Source organism: Dellaglioa sp. CoH-55-MRSF-7, from assembly GCF_056782235.1.
This window is the reverse complement of the sequence record NZ_JBXAYI010000005.1, coordinates 1-17088: the sequence shown is the minus strand read 5'-3', so window position 1 is coordinate 17088 and position 17088 is coordinate 1. Positions and strand designations below refer to the sequence as shown.

Genomic DNA, 17088 nt, shown 5'->3' with positions numbered 1-17088 from the left:
TGTTACTCATAAACTAACTATCAACACTTATGTTTCCTCCATACCTTTCCCCAAATATGGCTTTTATTCTCCCAAAGACAATCCCCCATTTTCTTGCAAATTAGATTAATCTAACACGCTACATTAAATCATGTCTTAGTTATAAAGTTAACCTATATTAGGTAGTATGTAAATAGAAGGATGCGTTCTTAACTAGTCGCTTAATTAGTCATTATCTCCAATTTTTTAATAAAAAAAAGTGCTATCACAAAGTGACAACACTCTCTTCCAACAATAGCTGTACTAAATCCACTAATCTTTAATTTCTGCACCCAGAGAATCCTTAAAATGTGACAGTGCCCATACATGTCCAGCTTGATTAAAACTAGCTGTCGCCTTTTCATGAATGACAATCTTATAGCCCAAATTATATGCGTCAATTGCGGTATGCAAAACACAAATATCTGTGCAAACACCAATTAAATGCACTGTTTCAATTGACCGAGCTCGTAATCTTAAATCTAAATCCGTTCCCGCAAAAGCACTATATCTCGTTTTATCCATCATATAAACATTTGATTTATCTTTATGCGCCTGATACCAAGGCTCCAACTCACCATAGAATTTACGACCGTTTGTACCTGCAATATTATGTGGTGGAAATAAATTAGTTTCTGGATGAAATGGGTCATTTTCATAATGAATATCAGTTGCTAAAACAACATAATCACCTTTTTGTTCAAACTCATTCATTAATTCTATCACTCGAGCTTCAATCTCTTGAGCAGGTTTTCCCGCCGTTAAGTGTCCATCTGTCGCTACAAAATCATTTGTATAGTCAATTTCAATTAAGGCTTCCACAAGTTGTCCCTCATTTTCAGTTGTATTTAATGCCTTCAACATAACAAATTATGCTAATTATCGCAATAAAATCAACTTAACGGTCTCACTAGGTAGACCTCTTCACAGAAACCTTTTAAACTATTGTAGACGTGCTGTGCTCGACTTTTTTTACGACATATCGCAAATACAGTTGGGCCTGATCCACTCATTTCTGCTGCATCTGCCCCAAATTTTATCATTTTTTCTTTTAAACGTGTAATTTCGGGATGACGTTCAGCTGTAATCGGTTCAAGCGCATTACCTAGATTATCAATTATGGCATCCATATCGTCGTCCTCAATTGCATTCACAACGGCGTTTACATTTGGATGAGTGAGTCGCGTATAATCAATTTGTCTAATAATAGTTGGTGTTGAAACACTAATCTTAGGTTTTGCAACCACTAACCAAACAGGGGGTAAGTCTTTTAAAATAGCAATCTTCTCACCACGACCCGTTACATGAGCCGTTCTACTATAAACGCAGTAAGGCACATCAGAATCAATTTTTAAACCAATTTTTGCCAACTCTGCTAAAGATAAATTGAGTTTCCATAATTGATTCAAAGCACGTAAAACGGCTGCTGCATCTGATGAACCGCCACCTAGCCCAGCAGCAACTGGGATTTGCTTCTTGATATGTATTTGGGCACCTTTTTTAATCTGAAATTTATCCTGTAAAATTTTTGCTGCTTTATAGGCTAAATTTCGGTGATCACACGGTAAAAAACCACTATCAGTTTCCACTGTAATGTCCGTTCGATCGTCTAGCGATTTGATATGTAAGTAGTCTGCTAAATCAACTGATGTCATCACCATTCGCCATTCTTGTTCACCATCTTGATGGTTAAATGGGGTGTCTAAACTCAAGTTGATTTTAGCTGGGGCTTTTTCACGAATCTCCATGTTCTCACCTAATCCTATAAGTCCTTAATTAACTCTAATTATACTAATTATTTCTAAAAATAAAAGCCTAAGTTAAGATGTTCTAAAAACATCCCTACCTAGGCTTTTATACTTATTTTTAATCTTCAAAATCAATTTCAATATTTTTTGTTAATACGTCTGTGTAGCTATATGAAACGCGCTCGAATGAATTCTCATCTTGGTTTAAATCGACTACAAAAATAGCTGGGAATGTTTCGCGTAAAATCCCTTTACGTTCTGTAGTTTTCTTTCTACCGGCTTGAGCAACTACCGTTAAATTTTTTCCGACTTGGGCATCTAGCGTACCTTTGATGCTGGCTAAAGTTTCTGGCATGATGGGCTTCACCTTCTTATGTGAAACATCATACCATAGTTTCACAAGATTTGCAATTATACCACATCGAACATCAGTAGTTCAATAAGAAGTTAATTAAATTTCTCTTCTACTTTGATAAGATTGTTAGATAAAACAATAAATTCATGAATACTTAGTTTTTCAGCACGAATTTGAGCAGAAATTTCTGATGCATCCAATGCTGCTTGTAACGCTTCACGAATTTCTGGTGTTTTACCATAAATTGATTGTAAATTATTCCATAAACTTTTACGTCGATGTTGGAAACTTCCTTTAACTAATTTAAAGAAGACCTTTTCACTAATTGGGCGTTCAACGTCGCCTTCTTTTTGATTCAAAACAATAATAGCTGAATCAACATTAGGTTGTGGAATAAAGACGGTTCTTGGAACAACGAATGCGACTTCAGCATCCATTTCATATTGAACGGCTACCGTTAGTGATCCATATGTACGACTACCTGGATCAGCTGCAATTCGTTCTGCCACTTCTTTTTGCATCATAACAACGATTTTATCTAATTTAACCGCCGTTTCTAGTAAATGCATGATAATGGGCGTTGTAATGTAATAAGGTAAATTAGCGACTAATTTTAATGGATGCTGTCCATCAAAATGTTCTTCTACTAACGCTGGTAAATTAGCTTTTAAAATATCTTGTTCCACGATATCAACATTATCATATGGACTTAGTGTTTCGCCAAGTACAGGAATCAAATTTTGGTCAATTTCAATTGCTAAAACATGATGTGCACGTCTTGCTAATTGTTCAGTCAATGACCCAATACCAGGTCCGATTTCGATAACGTCATCTTCAGCCGTAATATCTCCGGCGTCCACAATATTCATTAGTACGTTTTTATCTGTTAAAAAATTTTGGCCTAAACTCTTTTTAAAAGTTAAACCATAAGTTTCCATAATTGCTTTAGTTCTAATAGGTGAAGCAATGTCTGGCACATCATTGTTAGCCATGTTTTTCCTCCGTTATTGTCTCGTTAATTTCTTGCAATGCGTCGACGAACTCTTCTGGTGAAATTTGAAATAGTTTCAATCGATTGTATAATTGTTTTCCATTTGTGTAACCAATTTTGAGATACTCACCTAATTTTTCACGCTTAGCTTTGGCATCCGGTCCGGCAATCAATCCTGCCGTTTGTAAATCCTCTAAGCTGATCAATGTTTCGCCATCAGGCATTTCTGTATACAAATGATCTAGCGCTTCACGAATCGCTTCAACTGAAGCATGTTCAACGCCTAAACTCCCTTTATGATCTGGGACAGCTTCACTTTTTTTCAGAAAAGCATGCTGTACATTTGGAACGCGTGCTGAAATAGTTTTACGAATTTTTTCACCAGAAAAATCAGGGTCCGTAAATACAATTACGCCTCGAGTTTCTTGCAACAGTTCAATTTGATCTAACGTTTCGTCACTAATAGCTGAGCCACGTGTTTCAATCGTATCTGCATTAACAGCTAAATGGATACGTTTTGTGTCATCGCGACCTTCAACTACGATTACTTCTCTAATTTTCTGCATATTACCCTATCCTAAATAAGTTTTCGGCATTTTTAAATGTTGCCGCTGCCATATCAATACTTGAACTCTCTCGAATTTTTGCGACAGCTTCCAAGACGTATCTTGTGTATCCTGGTTCATTGCGCTGACCTCTATAAGGTTCTGGCGTTAAATATGGTGCATCTGTTTCAATTAAAATTCGGTTGCTTGGTGTCACTTTAACGGCTTCATGAACTTCTTTAGCACTATTATAAGTCACAATACCACTATAGGATAAATGCATCCCTAAGTCTAAGAATTTCTCTGCCCATTTTGCATCACCATTAAAGCTATGCATAATGCCACCAATATCACGAATATCAGCTTCTTTCAGGATTGTATAAACATCCTCAAAGGCATCTCGATTATGAATAGAAATTGGTAATTTTAACGCCTTCGCAATCTCAACCTGACGTTTGAAAACTTTTTTCTGCGTTTCAATTGGAGACGTATCCCAATGGTAATCTAGGCCCATTTCACCCATTGCGACAACTTTTGGCGACTGTAATTGTTCTATCAAAACTTCTTCAGTCTCCGGTGTGTAGGTTTTTGCCTCTTCTGGATGCCAACCAATTATAGAATATAAATTAGGATAGCTTTTTGATAGTTCTAGTGATTTCAAAATGCTTGGTTGATCAAATCCAACAATTGCCATTTTAGTCACGTCAAATGCTTTTGCACGCTCAATAACTTCAGGAATTTCCGTTGTAAATTCATCAGAATTAATATGTGTATGTGTGTCAAATATTTCCAAGGGATACCTCTCCTTTCTAGCAGTAAAATGAAGAAGGACTAGAGCAAAACCAAGTTTTGTTTCCAGTCCTTACTTTATTTAGCCTACAATTGCGCCATTTTTAATATCTTCATCAACGGTAATTAATTTCAATTTACCATCGTATTCTACAGATAGAATCATTCCTTGGCTAATTTCGCCTTTCATCTTACGCGGTTTTAAGTTCGCAACAATCACAACTTTTTTTCCTAATAAGACATCTGTTTCAGGATAAAACTCTGCTACACCAGACAAGATTTGACGATGATCAGGATCACCAGCATCTAATCTAAATTTCAATAGTTTATCAGCATTTTGTACTTTTTCAACTTGAATAATTTCAGCAACTTTTAATTCATTTGGCTCAAATTGATCAAATGTCGTTTGAGGTAATGTTAAGTTTAGAGCCACATTTTCTGGATTCCAATCTAAAGAATCCTCTGTATCATTAACTGCCATTGCTTTACGCCCTTTCTTCTTATCTGAAACTGTCATTTGATCTTTAATATAGGCAATCTCTTCTTCAACATCTAAGCGTGGGAAAATAGGCGTTCCTTTTTCAACAACGACGCTGTCCATTGGGAAATCAGAGTAGTTTAATTCTTCAATAGCCATATCTGCCGTGTCTAAACCTAATTGTTCAAAAATTTCTTTAGGTGCATGCGTCATAATAGGTTGGATTAAGACAGCAATCACACGTAAACTAGCTGCTAAATGTACCATAACACTATCAAGTTCAGCTTTACGTGCTTCATCTTTAGCTAAAACCCATGGTTGTGTTTCATCAATATATTTATTTGTTCTAGCAACTAATTTCCAGATAGCATTTAATCCATCTGAGAATTCCATTTTATCCATTAATTCAGTATATTCCGTAATTGTATCTTCAGCTGTTTGACCTAAGTCTCCATCAAATTCAGTTACGTTACCCTTTAATGCTGGAATTTTACCACCATCGTATTTGTTAATCATCGCAACAGTTCTATTTAATAAGTTCCCTAAATCATTAGCTAAATCAAAATTAACACGTGAAACAAAGTCTTCTGGTGTGAAGACACCATCATTACCAAATGGTACAGCGCGCATTAAGTAGTAACGGAGTGCATCCAATCCATAGCGTTCTACTAACATTTCTGGATAGATAACGTTACCTTTTGATTTAGACATTTTACCGTCTTTCATTAACAACCAACCATGACCAAAAATTTGTTTTGGTAAAGGTAAATCGAGCGCCATCAAAATAATTGGCCAGTAAATCGTATGGAAACGCACGATTTCTTTACCAACCATTTGAACATCTGCAGGCCAATATTTATCAAATAGTTCAGTATCATCTGAACCATAACCCAAGGCTGTAATATAATTTGCTAAAGCGTCAATCCAAACATAAACAACATGTTTAGGGTTACTTTTAACTTTTACGCCCCAGTTAAATGTCGTTCTAGATACAGCAAGATCTTCCAAACCAGGTTTAATGAAATTATTTATCATTTCATTTTTACGTGATTCTGGTTGAATAAAATCAGGATGATCTTCATAATATTTTAGTAAACGATCTGCATATTTACTCATTTTAAAGAAATATGATTCTTCTTTAACTAATGAAACTTCGTGACCACTTGGCGCTTTACCACCAACCATTTTACCGTCATCATCACGGAAAACTTCAGCCAACTGTGATTCTGTAAAGAATTCTTCATCAGAAACAGAGTACCAGCCTTCGTATTCTCCTAAATAAATATCGCCTTGTTTAAGTAATTTATCGAAGATATATTGCACAGCTTTTTCATGTTGATCATCTGTTGTTCGAATAAATTTATCATTTGTAATTTCAAGGGTTTTCCATAATTCTTTAATATCACTAGCCATACCGTCGACATAAGCTTGTGGTGTTGTCCCTAATTCTTCAGCTTTTTGTTCGATTTTCAAACCATGTTCATCTGTTCCCGTTAAGAAGAAAACATCATATCCTTTTTGGCGTTTGTAACGTGCTAAGACGTCACACGCAATTGTTGTGTATGAATTTCCAATATGTAATTTACCAGATGGATAATAAATTGGTGTTGTTAAATAAAATGTGGGTTTTTCTGTCATTTTTTAAGACCCTTTCCGTATCGTATTTCATGTGTTTTTTAACATTCGTTCTGTATAAACTCCTTAACAGTATATCATAGTTTTCAGCCGATTTTAAGCAATAAAAAGAGACAGTCCGTGAGTTTAACATAGACTATCTCTTTTAAAATTAGCGTGCATATTTTTGAAATTGACGAATAATCATAATTTCTTTTTCAGATAGCTGTCCATCTAAAATGGTAATTAAAATCCGCCCAACCCGTCTTGGATCTTGTTTCAGTGCCGTGATACTAAACGTTATCGCCGCAACCATCAACGTTAGTAGTAACCCTTCACCTTTTGTGAAAACTGTTCCAAATAACGTTATTGGATTTCCACCAAAAAAACTAGAAAAACCAAAGTAAAACAGAATGAAGTCAAAAAACCGCTGAAAATAAGTTAGCCATTGTAATCTAGTCTTTAGATTATTTAATCGAGTAAAAATTTCACTGTGTTCAATCATTTTACAACAGTCCTTCACTATAATTTAATTTTAAAATCAACTAATTGTGAACCATTAAAATTTGTCAAATATCGATGAAATTCATCCTTTAAAATATAGGGTAACACAGGAACTAAATCAGGTGTTAGTCCGACGTTTTGCTTATTCAAAGCCCATTCAACTGGAAAGTCTGCTAAAATACCTTCTCGTGTTCTTTGTGGATATTGTTTTCCAAATGGTTGTTGTAAAGAGATATGAAATAACGCTATTGTAGCTTGATATTCGTCGTCCACTGACCATTCAAGATAACCCGTTGGTCTACATTGAGAATCGGTAATTTTGATTCCTGTTTCCTCATATAATTCACGAAGCATCCCTGCAAGTTCAGATTCTTGTGGTTCACGTTTACCACCAATTCCATTCCAAAGACCAACATATGGTTTTTTCAAACGATTTAATAATAAAATGTTGTTTCCAGCTGTGATAACAGCTAGATTATATTTTGCTAAATCAATCATTATTCAGCAGTTCTAACTATAAAGCGCATCTTAATTGTTTGCATTAATTCTAACACTGTCATATCGTACGTACGTAAAATAACCTCTTTTGAATCCGCATTTCTAGGTACTGTAATAACAAATGCATTTTGTTGATCATTCTTTTGAATACCAACATAAGCTGACGCAAAATTAACATTACTTTTAAATTCAGAATGCATAATATCAAACAATTGACGTACTTCTAATTTTAATTGACGTTCACTGAAAACTGGTGTTAACGTTGCAAACGTATTTAAGTACATTTTTGGTAATTTCCACGCTTCAAGTTGTGCATCGAAGGCTTTAAATAAGGCAACCGTTGCTCGGCGAGCTTCAAAAGGTGCACGTAAGTCATTAGATGTTAAGATTTCCAATAATTTAAGTGCAGCATCTGTTGCGATAGGGTAAAATTCTAAGAATTTTTCAGTAATTTGTTCCATATCTTCATTTTGAAAGAACACCAAAGCATCTAAAAGTGTGATTAATCGGTACATTCCCCATTCATCTGGGCCGCTACCTTCTTTAGGTTCAGCAGTCACTGTTGCCAAGATTCCTTGATAGAATAATTCTCTAATATTATCATCAATAAACCCATTTTCTTCTTGTAATCTAAAAATAGTCCCATGTAAAACCGTATCATAAAGTTGAACAGCCGTCGCATTGATTTTATCGTCGATATTAAAATCATCCGTTGTCATTTTTAACATTAATTCAGGTGCCTGATTAAGTTGCAAGAAAAAATGGAATAGTTCATGCGAAATCAAGTAATCAGGTGCTGTAATATCAGTCACATTAATAATGAAATTTCCATCTTCTAACCGAGATTCTACTTGTTGATGCTTAATAAACCCAACTTTTTCGCCACCATATTGAATTTTAATTTCTCCATCAAATTGTTCTTTAATTGTAGTAATTAAATTTTGTGTATTTTGGTGTAATGTAATCTCAACCATTTAATTATCCCCTTTTTTTCTTAATTCATTTAGTTTTTTTGTTGCAACCTCTGTATCTGGTCGATTCTCATTTTTTAATAACTCAGTTAATTGTGCCACTTCTTCGTCTACAGCGCCAACTTTAACTGCCAGTGATTTTAGTTGAAGACCCATATGTCCCTTTTGAATACCCTCAGAAACAAGTGCTTTAAGTGCCGCTAAATTTTGAGCTAACCCAACACTTGCAACCAAACTAGCAAGCTCTTTTGCTGATCGAATACCCATCATTTTTTTATTAATTTGAACCATTGGGACAATATCAATCGAACCCCCAACAACTCCTATGGGCATTGGTAATTTAATTATGCCAACTAAATTATCACTGACTATCGACCATTTCGTCAAGCCACGATACTGGCCATCTTGGCTAGCATAAGCATGAGCACCTGCTTCAACGGCACGCCAATCGTTTCCCGAAGCAATGAGAACCGCATCAATCCCATTCATAATACCTTTATTATGTGTGACGGCACGATATGGGTCAAGTTGAGCCACTCGACTTGCTGAGACAATTTTCTTAGCTATGTGTTCACCACTAATTTCTGCAGAATCTAACAACGTAAAAGGAATTGAGCAGCTTGATTCAACTAATGAATCTGTTGCGTAGTTGGATAGAATACTCATAAGGACGTCTTGTTTAAACTGTGTTTGCAGCGTTTCACCAACTGCCTCCATCATTGTATTTACACTATTAGCGCCCATTGCTTCTTGAACATCTACTGCTAAATCTACCGAAATTAGATCAGCTGCTAGTTTTCGAACTCTGACCCAACGTGCGCCACCGCCTCGTTTTACAAGTGAAGGACGAGCAGCATTCGCTATTTTAATTAAATTCAATTGTTGTTCATTAATTTGGTTGATAACGTTATCCGCATCATCAATATTTTCTAAAATAACTTGACCTATCATTAAGCGTGATTTAATTTTTGTTGTAAATCCACCCGCAGATGCAATTATTTTTGCCCCATTATTATTTGCCGCAATTACAGAAGGTTCTTCAGTTACCATTGGGACCGTCATCTTTTTTCCATCAACTAAATAATTAAACGCAATACCTTCTGGCAAGGTAAAATCTGCTATATAATTTTCAGTCATCTGATCCCCTAATTCATGATTAAGAGCATGCGTTTCTATTTCTAATTTTTCATCATCTGAAATAAGATTGTCATTTAATAAGGTTATTAATCTATCATGCCATTTTTTTTGATAAAATTTTATAAATTTTGTCATTACCTTAGTCCTTTTTGTTGTTTTTACTTTTAGTAAGAGAAATAATTGGTTTCTTAGCTTATTTTACGCTATTATAGATAGATAATATATTACTTTTAAAAAAAGGGGCGTACTAAAATGAAAAAAATATTAAGTCTTGCCAGTGTGTTATTGATTGCTCTTGCTTTAACCGCCTGCGGTAAATCGAAAGATACAGCATCCGATGTAACACAAACAAAGGGTACATTAACAATCGGATTAGAAGGTACTTACCGCCCTTATAGTTACCACGATAGTAACAATAAATTAACTGGTTTCGAAGTTGATCTTGGTAAACAATTAGCTAAAAAAATGGATTTAACGCCTAAATTTATCGAATCAAAATGGGATTCATTAGTTGCAGGATTAGATGCTAACAAATACGACGTTGTTTTAAACAACGTTGGTGTTACAAAAGAACGTCAAGATAAATACAACTTTACATCACCTTATATTTATTCAAAATCAATTTTAGTCGTCAAAAATAATAACTCTTCTATTAAAACGATTAAAGATATTAAGGGTAAAAAGATGGCACAAACGGTTACAAGTGAAAATGGAGCCGATGCTGAACGCCTTGGTGCTGATGTTGTCTCAACAGATGATTTTGCAAATACAATCAGTTTAATCCTAGATGGTCGGGCTGATGGTACCATTAACAGTAACGATGCTGTCTATTCATACTTAAAAGAAAAACCTGATACGAACATTAAAACAATTTCAACAGGTTCTGAAATTCCAGCATTAAAAGTTGCTGGCTTAATCCAACAGGACAACCCAAAATTACAAAAAGAATTAAACAAAGCACTTAAAGAATTACGTGCTGATGGCTCATTATCAAAACTATCAAAAAAATATTTTGGTAGCGACATCACAAATAAATAATTCCAAAAGGACTGGTGCAAAATCCATTTTGTCATCAGTCTTTTTTTATTAATAATAGATTAAGAGAGGTTCCGCGTTTATGAAACTTGTTATTGATTCACTCCCAACCATTTTAGAAGCTGGAATTCGCTACACTATCCCTTTGACGATAATTTCATTCGTTATCGGGATCATCATCGCAATTATCACCGCACTAGTTCGAATATCAGATATAAAAAAAGGCAGTACCTTCACCCAAATTTTAAAAGGGATTGGTAAAGCATTCTTTTCATTCTATGTTTGGATTTTCAGAGGAACGCCTTTGATTGTGCAATTATTTATCCTATTTTATGGACTACCTAGATTACCAGCACCTTATACAGTTGAATTCGGCGCATTCAGTGCCGCTGTTATTGTTTTTTCATTAAACGTTGGTGCTTATGCATCGGAAACAATTCGTGCAGCTATTCTATCAATTTCAAAAGGTCAGTGGGAAGCTGGTTACGCCATTGGTATGACACACACAACCGTGTTATTTCGCGTTATTTTACCACAAGCAGCACGGGTCTCACTTCCACCTTTATCAAATAGTTTCATTGGTTTAATAAAGGATACGTCATTAGCCTTCTCAATCACGATTGTCGAAATGTTTTCCGTTGGTCAACAAATTGCGGCAAGAACTTATGAACCTATGACCTTATACTGTGAAGTAGCGGTCGTTTATCTAGTCTTTTGCTCAATTTTAAACGTTGGTCAATATTATCTAGAAAAAAGAACATCGCGTTACATTAAAAATAACTAGGAGGTCTTAACTTTGATTAAATTTGAAAATGTTAATAAATACTTCGACCAACATAAAGTCTTAAAATCGTTGTCATTTGAATTACCAGAAAACGAAACAACCGTCATCGTTGGTCCTTCTGGTTCCGGTAAATCAACCTTATTACGCTCATTTAATTTATTAGAACAACCCGAAGAAGGTCTCTACTCATTAGATGATAAAAAGATCGACTTTACCCAACCAATCAGTGAAAAAACAATTTTGGAAGTTCGTCGTGAAACAGGTATGGTTTTCCAAGACTATAACTTATTTCCTCATTTAACTGTTTTGAAAAATGTTATGGAAGGACCCCTTCACGTTTTAAAGGAACAAAAATTAATTGTTGCACAACGCGCTGAAGAACTTTTAGAATTAGTCGGTCTTTCAGATCGTGCTAATTACTATCCAAGCCAGTTATCTGGTGGTCAACAACAACGTGTAGCTATTGCTAGAGCAATGGCAATGAATCCTAAATATTTATTATTTGATGAACCAACTTCTGCACTAGATCCTGAATTAGAAGCAGAGGTTTTAAGAGTTCTACTTAAGTTGGATATAGAAAAAAAATCAATGGTTATCGTTACTCATAATATGGCCTTTGCAAAAGCTGTTGCCAATAATATCATTTTTCTAGAAGATGGCAATATCTTATTTAATGGTTCACCAGACGAATTTTTCAATCACCCTACAGAACGCATTCAAAAATTTTTATCAGCAATGACATTCGAAGATATTTTACCAAAATAAAAAGACATCAATTTTTGATGTCTTTTTATTTACCTAATTTAGTTGTTAAATAACCTTCTCGGACACCACTTTCAGAAAAAATGACACCAACAGAATTTAAATATTGTCCCAGAACAACAACTGGTGCAATTCCACCTACAATAATATCCGCACGGTTAGAAGCTATACCACTGACTTGTGCACGCTTTTTAGTCGTCAAGCCTACCAAGTCCTCAAAAGTTAATGAAACTGCCTTACGTGACAATTGATAGCCATTAATTGCCTCCGTATTAATTAGCTTCTGTTTTTTGCGGTTTAAACGTCCAATAATTCGATTTGAGCCGCCAAGTAGTACGAGGGGCAACTCCATTGCTTCCTTCAACCACTCCAACTTTTGAAAAGCGGTCACCAAGTACTCCATTAACTGAAATAATTCTTTACTCGTAATCTGTTCATTTTTTAAATATTTTTCGGATAAAGTCACTGCACCAAATGGCAAACTCACAAGATGTACCACTTTTCGATTAACCACATGGATTAATTCACTGCTTGCGCCACCTGTATCCAAAATCAAGCAATCATGAATTGGTAAGGCTTCCATTACACCCATATAATCGTAATAAGCTTCATCATCCCCACTTAAAACTTCAATATCAGCACCAACTGCCTCTTTAATTCGACGTAAAAATTCTTTTTGATTTCGAGCCATTCGTACAGCTGCAGTGGCAATTCCATGTACAGCAACCGGTCCATAAATATCATATTGTTTTTTAAAACTAACTAAGGCTTCAATTGTCCTAGCCATCGCATGTTCCTGTAACACTCGGGATTTCCCCATCCCTTCAGATAATCGTGTTTCCGATTTTAAACGCTTAATTTCTTTAAATTGTCCATTATCAAGTTGTTCGTTAATTGATAATCGAACCGAATTTGAACCCAAATCCAATAAAACAAACTTTTCCATTATTACTCACCTCATACTAAATCAAAGAAACGTTTCACAACCGAACTAGTTAAAATAATTAATTCCAATCGCATCTCTAACTTCGTTCAATGTTTGGTTTGCAACAGCATTAGCTTTATCACTACCCGCTTTTAACATTGCATAAATGGCTTCAGGATCTTTAGCTAATTCAGCTCGTCGTTCACGAATTGGAGCTAACTCAGCTTCAAGTACTTCATTTAAATAACGTTTAATTTTAACATCGCCTAAGCCACCTGCTTGATACTGGGCCTTAAGTTCGGCAACTTTTTCAGTATCTTTATCAAAGATATCAAGATAAGTAAATACCATGTTACCCTCAACTTTACCTGGATCTTCAACATGAATATGATCTGGATCTGTATACATTGACATTACTTTCTTCTTCAATGTCTCCGCATCATCGGCAAGGAAAATCCCGTTTCCTAGTGACTTACTCATTTTTGCATTACCATCTAATCCAGGTAAACGTCCTTGCCCTTTTGGAGGGAAGACACCTTCTGGTTCAACAAGAATATCTTGTTGATAAATTGTATTAAAACTTCTAACGATTTCGCGTGTTTGTTCAATCATTGGTTCTTGATCATCGCCAACAGGTACAACTGTTGCTTTAAATGCTGTAATATCTGCAGCCTGGCTAACCGGATAAACAAAAAATCCGGCAGGAATACTGCGTTCAAAATTCTTTTGTTGAATTTCAGCTTTAACTGTAGGATTACGTTCCAAGCGAGAAACAGTTACCAAATTCAAGTAATAACTTGTTAGTTCCGTTAATGCAGGAATTTGAGATTGAACAAAAATAGTTGATTTGTTTGGATCAATACCAACCGCTAGATAATCTAACGCTACTTGAATTAAACTATTTTTAATTTTTTCCGGATCACGTGCGTTATCTGTCAAAGCTTGTTGATCAGCAATCATGATGAATATCTCATAATCACCAGAATTTTGCATTTCAACACGATTCTTTAATGAACCGATGTAGTGCCCGATATGTAGTTTCCCCGTAGGTCGATCCCCTGATAAGACTACTTTTTTTGTCATATTTACGCTCCCTTTCTATCTATAAAAAAAGTCCTATTGTTAGTAAATAACAATAGGACGACTGTCTCGTGGTACCACCTAAATTGCAGAATAAAATTCTGCCACTTACCGATAAGGAGGTTACCCAAAATTCTCATATATCCAATTCAGTCCGCCACCATACCTTCCAGCAAAATCAGTATGTCCCTGTTCTAGTTGGCGTTCCTACTTCGCAATAATCAATGAATTATCTATTAGTGTAAGTGTAGCGTGTTCAACAGAAAAAATCAAATAATATTAAATACTAGACGAATATTTCAAAAACCTTTAAACTAGGTCAATAGTACAAAGGGGGCATTAAGATGTCAGAAGAAGAAATCGAACAAAATAGAGTTGATTCAATTATTACTGAAATTAATCACCAATCTATTAAAACAGCCGAACTATGTGAAAAAGCACATAAAGAAACCTCATCAGTTGAAAAAAACTATGTAGATAATGCCAAAATCAATACTTTTGAAGTTGATGATAGAATTGAAACGAATGCCGAAGTGCAACAACAGAAACAATTGGTCGCCACGACTATCCAAACTGAAGAAATATTAGAAAAACAGGTTCATACTTTAAAACAATTAGGCGATTCACCTTATTTTGGACGTATCGACATCCAAGACGATGGCGATCCAGAACAGGAACAACTCTATATTGGTCTAGCCTCTCTAGTAGATGATCATCAAAATTTTCTAATACATGACTGGCGTGCACCTATTTCAAGTATTTATTATAACGGCGCATTGGGTCATATTTCTTATAAGACACCACAAGGAACTCAAATGACAGAATTATCCAAAAAACGTCAATTTCAAATTAAAGAAGGTAAAATCCTATCGATGTTTGATACCAATGAAACAATTGGCGATGAATTATTGCAACAAGTTTTAGGCGAACAAAGTGACACACAGATGAAAAATATTGTTTCTACAATTCAACAAGAACAAAACACAATTATTCGAGATACAACAAGTGACTTATTAGTTGTCCAGGGGGTTGCCGGAAGTGGGAAAACATCCGCTATTCTACAACGTATTGCATTTCTACTCTATCACTCAAGAACATCACTAAATGCGGATCAAATTATATTATTTTCTCCAAATCTACTTTTCAGTCACTATATTTCCGATGTACTACCTAGCCTGGGCGAAAAGAACATGAGACAAGTCACGTTAGCCGAATTCTTCTCTAATCGTTTTCAAGGATTAAAGGTTGAAACCTTATTTGAAAATTATGAGTCAAACAATAAACATGCTTCATCTGATTTAAGAGGTAATGCACTTTTAAAAAAAACAATTGAAAATTACTTAAATGCAGTAGATTCATCTGAATTAGCCTTCACAGATATCATTTATGAAGGTATCCCGTTCTTTAAAAAAGAAGAAATCGCTAATATATTTACACATCTACCACATAATATGTTGTCATCAGATAAATTTACCGCAACAAAAAATACACTAACAAAACGATTAAAAACTAGAATTGCCGAAATGGCAGAATCTGATTGGATGCGTGAAGAAATTGATTCGTTATCTGATTCTCAATATGAAACATATTTAAGTGATTATGAACGCGATGAATTTGATAGTATTGATAAAGAAATATCATATATTGGTACCATTATATTAAAAGATCGCTTTAATATTGTATATGATGCGATTTACAATAATTATTTTATTGATATTTATGAGCAATATGCTAAATTCCTTGAAATTACAATTTCAATAGAAGAAAAAAAATCATTCCAATCAAACTTAGAGCTTCATAAAATCACGTTATTAGATGCCACACCACTACTATTGCTACGAGACTTACTAACGGGTGATGGTCAAAATAGAAATATCGAACATCTTTTTATTGATGAAATTCAAGATTACTCTCCGCTGCAACTCTTATATTTAAAAAATTGTTTTCCTAACGCTAAATTAACACTTTTAGGAGATAGTGAGCAAGCTTTATTCTATGATTTAATCTTACCAGCTAAATTTTTAGAAAATTTAAATCATATTTTACAAGTTAAAAAAACTAATTTAATTATTTTAAATAAAAGTTACCGATCAACATTTGAAATTACTAATTTTGCAAAATCATTGCTACCAGACGGAAATAGCATTGAATCATTCACACGTCATGGCGAATTACCTAAAATATACTTTAGTAAAACCCGGGCTTCTGCACTAGCATCTTTAATAGCCCTAATTAAAAATGGTGATACTAATAACCAACCAGTAACTATCATCACTAAAAATTTGGCTGAATGTAAATTACTATATAGTGAACTCAGATCATTAGTAAAATTAACAATGGTTACAGATGGCGACAGAAAAATTCCAGAAGAAACAATAATATTACCTATTTATTTAGCTAAAGGCTTGGAATTTGATTCTGTTATTGCTTTTGATATTTCAAAAAAAAATTATATTTCAAAAAATGATCTTGGTACCCTTTATACTCTTTGTTCACGAGCAATGCATACCTTAACTATCTTTTCCATTGAGTCACTATCTCCGTTGCTTACGAATTCCATAAATAATTCTAGTGTTTTGATTGTTTAAATTTAGGTTGATTTATTTTTAATATTACTATAGACTTTTATAGTAATGCCGCTTTAGCTCAGTAGGTAGAGTATCACCATGGTAAGGTGGGGGTCACCGGTTCAAATCCGGTAAGCGGCTTTTTATTTTACAATCGCATAAAAAAAGGACATTAACAATTATGTTAATGTCCTTTTTTTATTTATTATTAGCATGGCAACGTCCTACCCTCGCAGGGGGCGACCCCCAACTACTCTTGGCGCTAAGAAGCTTAACTTCTGTGTTCG

16 protein-coding genes, 1 tRNA gene, 1 rRNA gene and 1 pseudogene are annotated in these 17088 nt (G+C 34.7%); 5 read left to right on the top strand and 14 right to left on the bottom strand.

Features of this window, described 5'->3' with window-relative positions:
* Window positions 1-291 precede the first annotated feature (291 nt).
* The 11 genes and pseudogenes from AC1RPU_RS05990 to AC1RPU_RS05940 all read right to left on the bottom strand — a co-directional run.
* Window positions 292-882 carry a cysteine hydrolase family protein gene (locus tag AC1RPU_RS05990; protein WP_481761793.1) on the bottom strand — a complete coding sequence of 197 codons (591 nt, stop codon included), beginning with the start codon at window positions 880-882 and terminating at the stop codon, window positions 292-294.
* Between the two features lie 29 nt (window positions 883-911).
* Window positions 912-1766, bottom strand: coding sequence for a 4-(cytidine 5'-diphospho)-2-C-methyl-D-erythritol kinase (ispE, locus tag AC1RPU_RS05985; RefSeq protein ID WP_481761794.1), 855 nt, complete (start codon window positions 1764-1766; stop codon window positions 912-914).
* Window positions 1767-1884: 118 nt separating this feature from the next.
* Entirely contained in the window at window positions 1885-2121 is a 237-nt protein-coding gene (locus tag AC1RPU_RS05980) for a Veg family protein (protein ID WP_409021932.1), read from the bottom strand.
* 92 nt (window positions 2122-2213) lie between these two features.
* Entirely contained in the window at window positions 2214-3113 is a 900-nt protein-coding gene (gene rsmA / locus AC1RPU_RS05975; protein ID WP_409021931.1) for a 16S rRNA (adenine(1518)-N(6)/adenine(1519)-N(6))-dimethyltransferase RsmA, read from the bottom strand.
* Complete coding sequence (gene rnmV, locus AC1RPU_RS05970; RefSeq protein ID WP_409021930.1) at window positions 3106-3678, bottom strand: ribonuclease M5; 573 nt, start codon at window positions 3676-3678, stop codon at window positions 3106-3108. Before rnmV ends, rsmA begins: the two co-directional genes overlap by 8 nt.
* Window position 3679: 1 nt before the next feature.
* Complete coding sequence (locus AC1RPU_RS05965) at window positions 3680-4450, bottom strand: TatD family hydrolase (RefSeq protein ID WP_481761795.1); 771 nt, start codon at window positions 4448-4450, stop codon at window positions 3680-3682.
* Window positions 4451-4528: 78 nt separating this feature from the next.
* Window positions 4529-6562 (bottom strand): methionine--tRNA ligase, encoded by a 2034-nt coding sequence (metG, locus tag AC1RPU_RS05960; protein WP_481761796.1) that lies wholly within the window; start codon window positions 6560-6562, stop codon window positions 4529-4531.
* Window positions 6563-6710: 148 nt separating this feature from the next.
* A complete protein-coding gene (locus AC1RPU_RS05955) occupies window positions 6711-7043 on the bottom strand; it encodes a hypothetical protein (RefSeq protein WP_409021927.1) in 333 nt (110 codons plus the stop codon).
* 17 nt (window positions 7044-7060) lie between these two features.
* The gene (locus AC1RPU_RS05950) at window positions 7061-7540 is read right to left on the bottom strand and encodes an NUDIX domain-containing protein (RefSeq protein ID WP_481761797.1); all 480 of its coding nucleotides are present in this window, start codon (window positions 7538-7540) and stop codon (window positions 7061-7063) included.
* Window positions 7540-8514: an IpaB/EvcA family protein gene (locus tag AC1RPU_RS05945; protein ID WP_481761798.1), complete on the bottom strand. Its 975-nt coding sequence runs from the start codon at window positions 8512-8514 to the stop codon at window positions 7540-7542. Before AC1RPU_RS05945 ends, AC1RPU_RS05950 begins: the two co-directional genes overlap by 1 nt.
* Window positions 8515-9786, bottom strand: a pseudogene (locus tag AC1RPU_RS05940) (hydroxymethylglutaryl-CoA reductase, degradative); the annotation flags it as partial.
* Window positions 9787-9900: 114 nt separating this feature from the next.
* Here AC1RPU_RS05940 and AC1RPU_RS05935 point away from each other — a divergent pair.
* From AC1RPU_RS05935 to AC1RPU_RS05925, 3 genes are all read left to right on the top strand, one after another.
* The gene (locus AC1RPU_RS05935) at window positions 9901-10686 is read left to right on the top strand and encodes a transporter substrate-binding domain-containing protein (RefSeq protein ID WP_481761799.1); all 786 of its coding nucleotides are present in this window, start codon (window positions 9901-9903) and stop codon (window positions 10684-10686) included.
* A 79-nt stretch (window positions 10687-10765) separates the two neighbouring features.
* Window positions 10766-11467, top strand: a complete 702-nt coding sequence (locus AC1RPU_RS05930; RefSeq protein ID WP_481761800.1) for an amino acid ABC transporter permease — start codon at window positions 10766-10768, stop codon at window positions 11465-11467.
* A 12-nt stretch (window positions 11468-11479) separates the two neighbouring features.
* Window positions 11480-12232, top strand: coding sequence for an amino acid ABC transporter ATP-binding protein (locus AC1RPU_RS05925; RefSeq protein ID WP_481761801.1), 753 nt, complete (start codon window positions 11480-11482; stop codon window positions 12230-12232).
* Window positions 12233-12257: 25 nt separating this feature from the next.
* On the opposite strand, the gene AC1RPU_RS05920 is transcribed toward AC1RPU_RS05925, so the two are convergent.
* Both AC1RPU_RS05920 and trpS read right to left on the bottom strand, forming a co-directional pair.
* The gene (locus AC1RPU_RS05920; RefSeq protein ID WP_481761802.1) at window positions 12258-13175 is read right to left on the bottom strand and encodes a Ppx/GppA phosphatase family protein; all 918 of its coding nucleotides are present in this window, start codon (window positions 13173-13175) and stop codon (window positions 12258-12260) included.
* 45 nt (window positions 13176-13220) lie between these two features.
* Window positions 13221-14237, bottom strand: a complete 1017-nt coding sequence (gene trpS, locus AC1RPU_RS05915) for a tryptophan--tRNA ligase (RefSeq protein ID WP_481761803.1) — start codon at window positions 14235-14237, stop codon at window positions 13221-13223.
* Window positions 14238-14578: 341 nt separating this feature from the next.
* On the opposite strand from trpS, the gene helD reads away from it, so the two are divergent.
* Window positions 14579-16822 carry an RNA polymerase recycling motor HelD gene (helD, locus tag AC1RPU_RS05910; protein ID WP_481761804.1) on the top strand — a complete coding sequence of 748 codons (2244 nt, stop codon included), beginning with the start codon at window positions 14579-14581 and terminating at the stop codon, window positions 16820-16822.
* Window positions 16823-16869: 47 nt separating this feature from the next.
* Window positions 16870-16942, top strand: a tRNA-Thr gene (locus AC1RPU_RS05905).
* A 70-nt stretch (window positions 16943-17012) separates the two neighbouring features.
* Here AC1RPU_RS05905 and rrf read toward each other — a convergent pair.
* A 5S ribosomal RNA gene (gene rrf / locus AC1RPU_RS05900) occupies window positions 17013-17088 on the bottom strand; the annotation flags it as partial.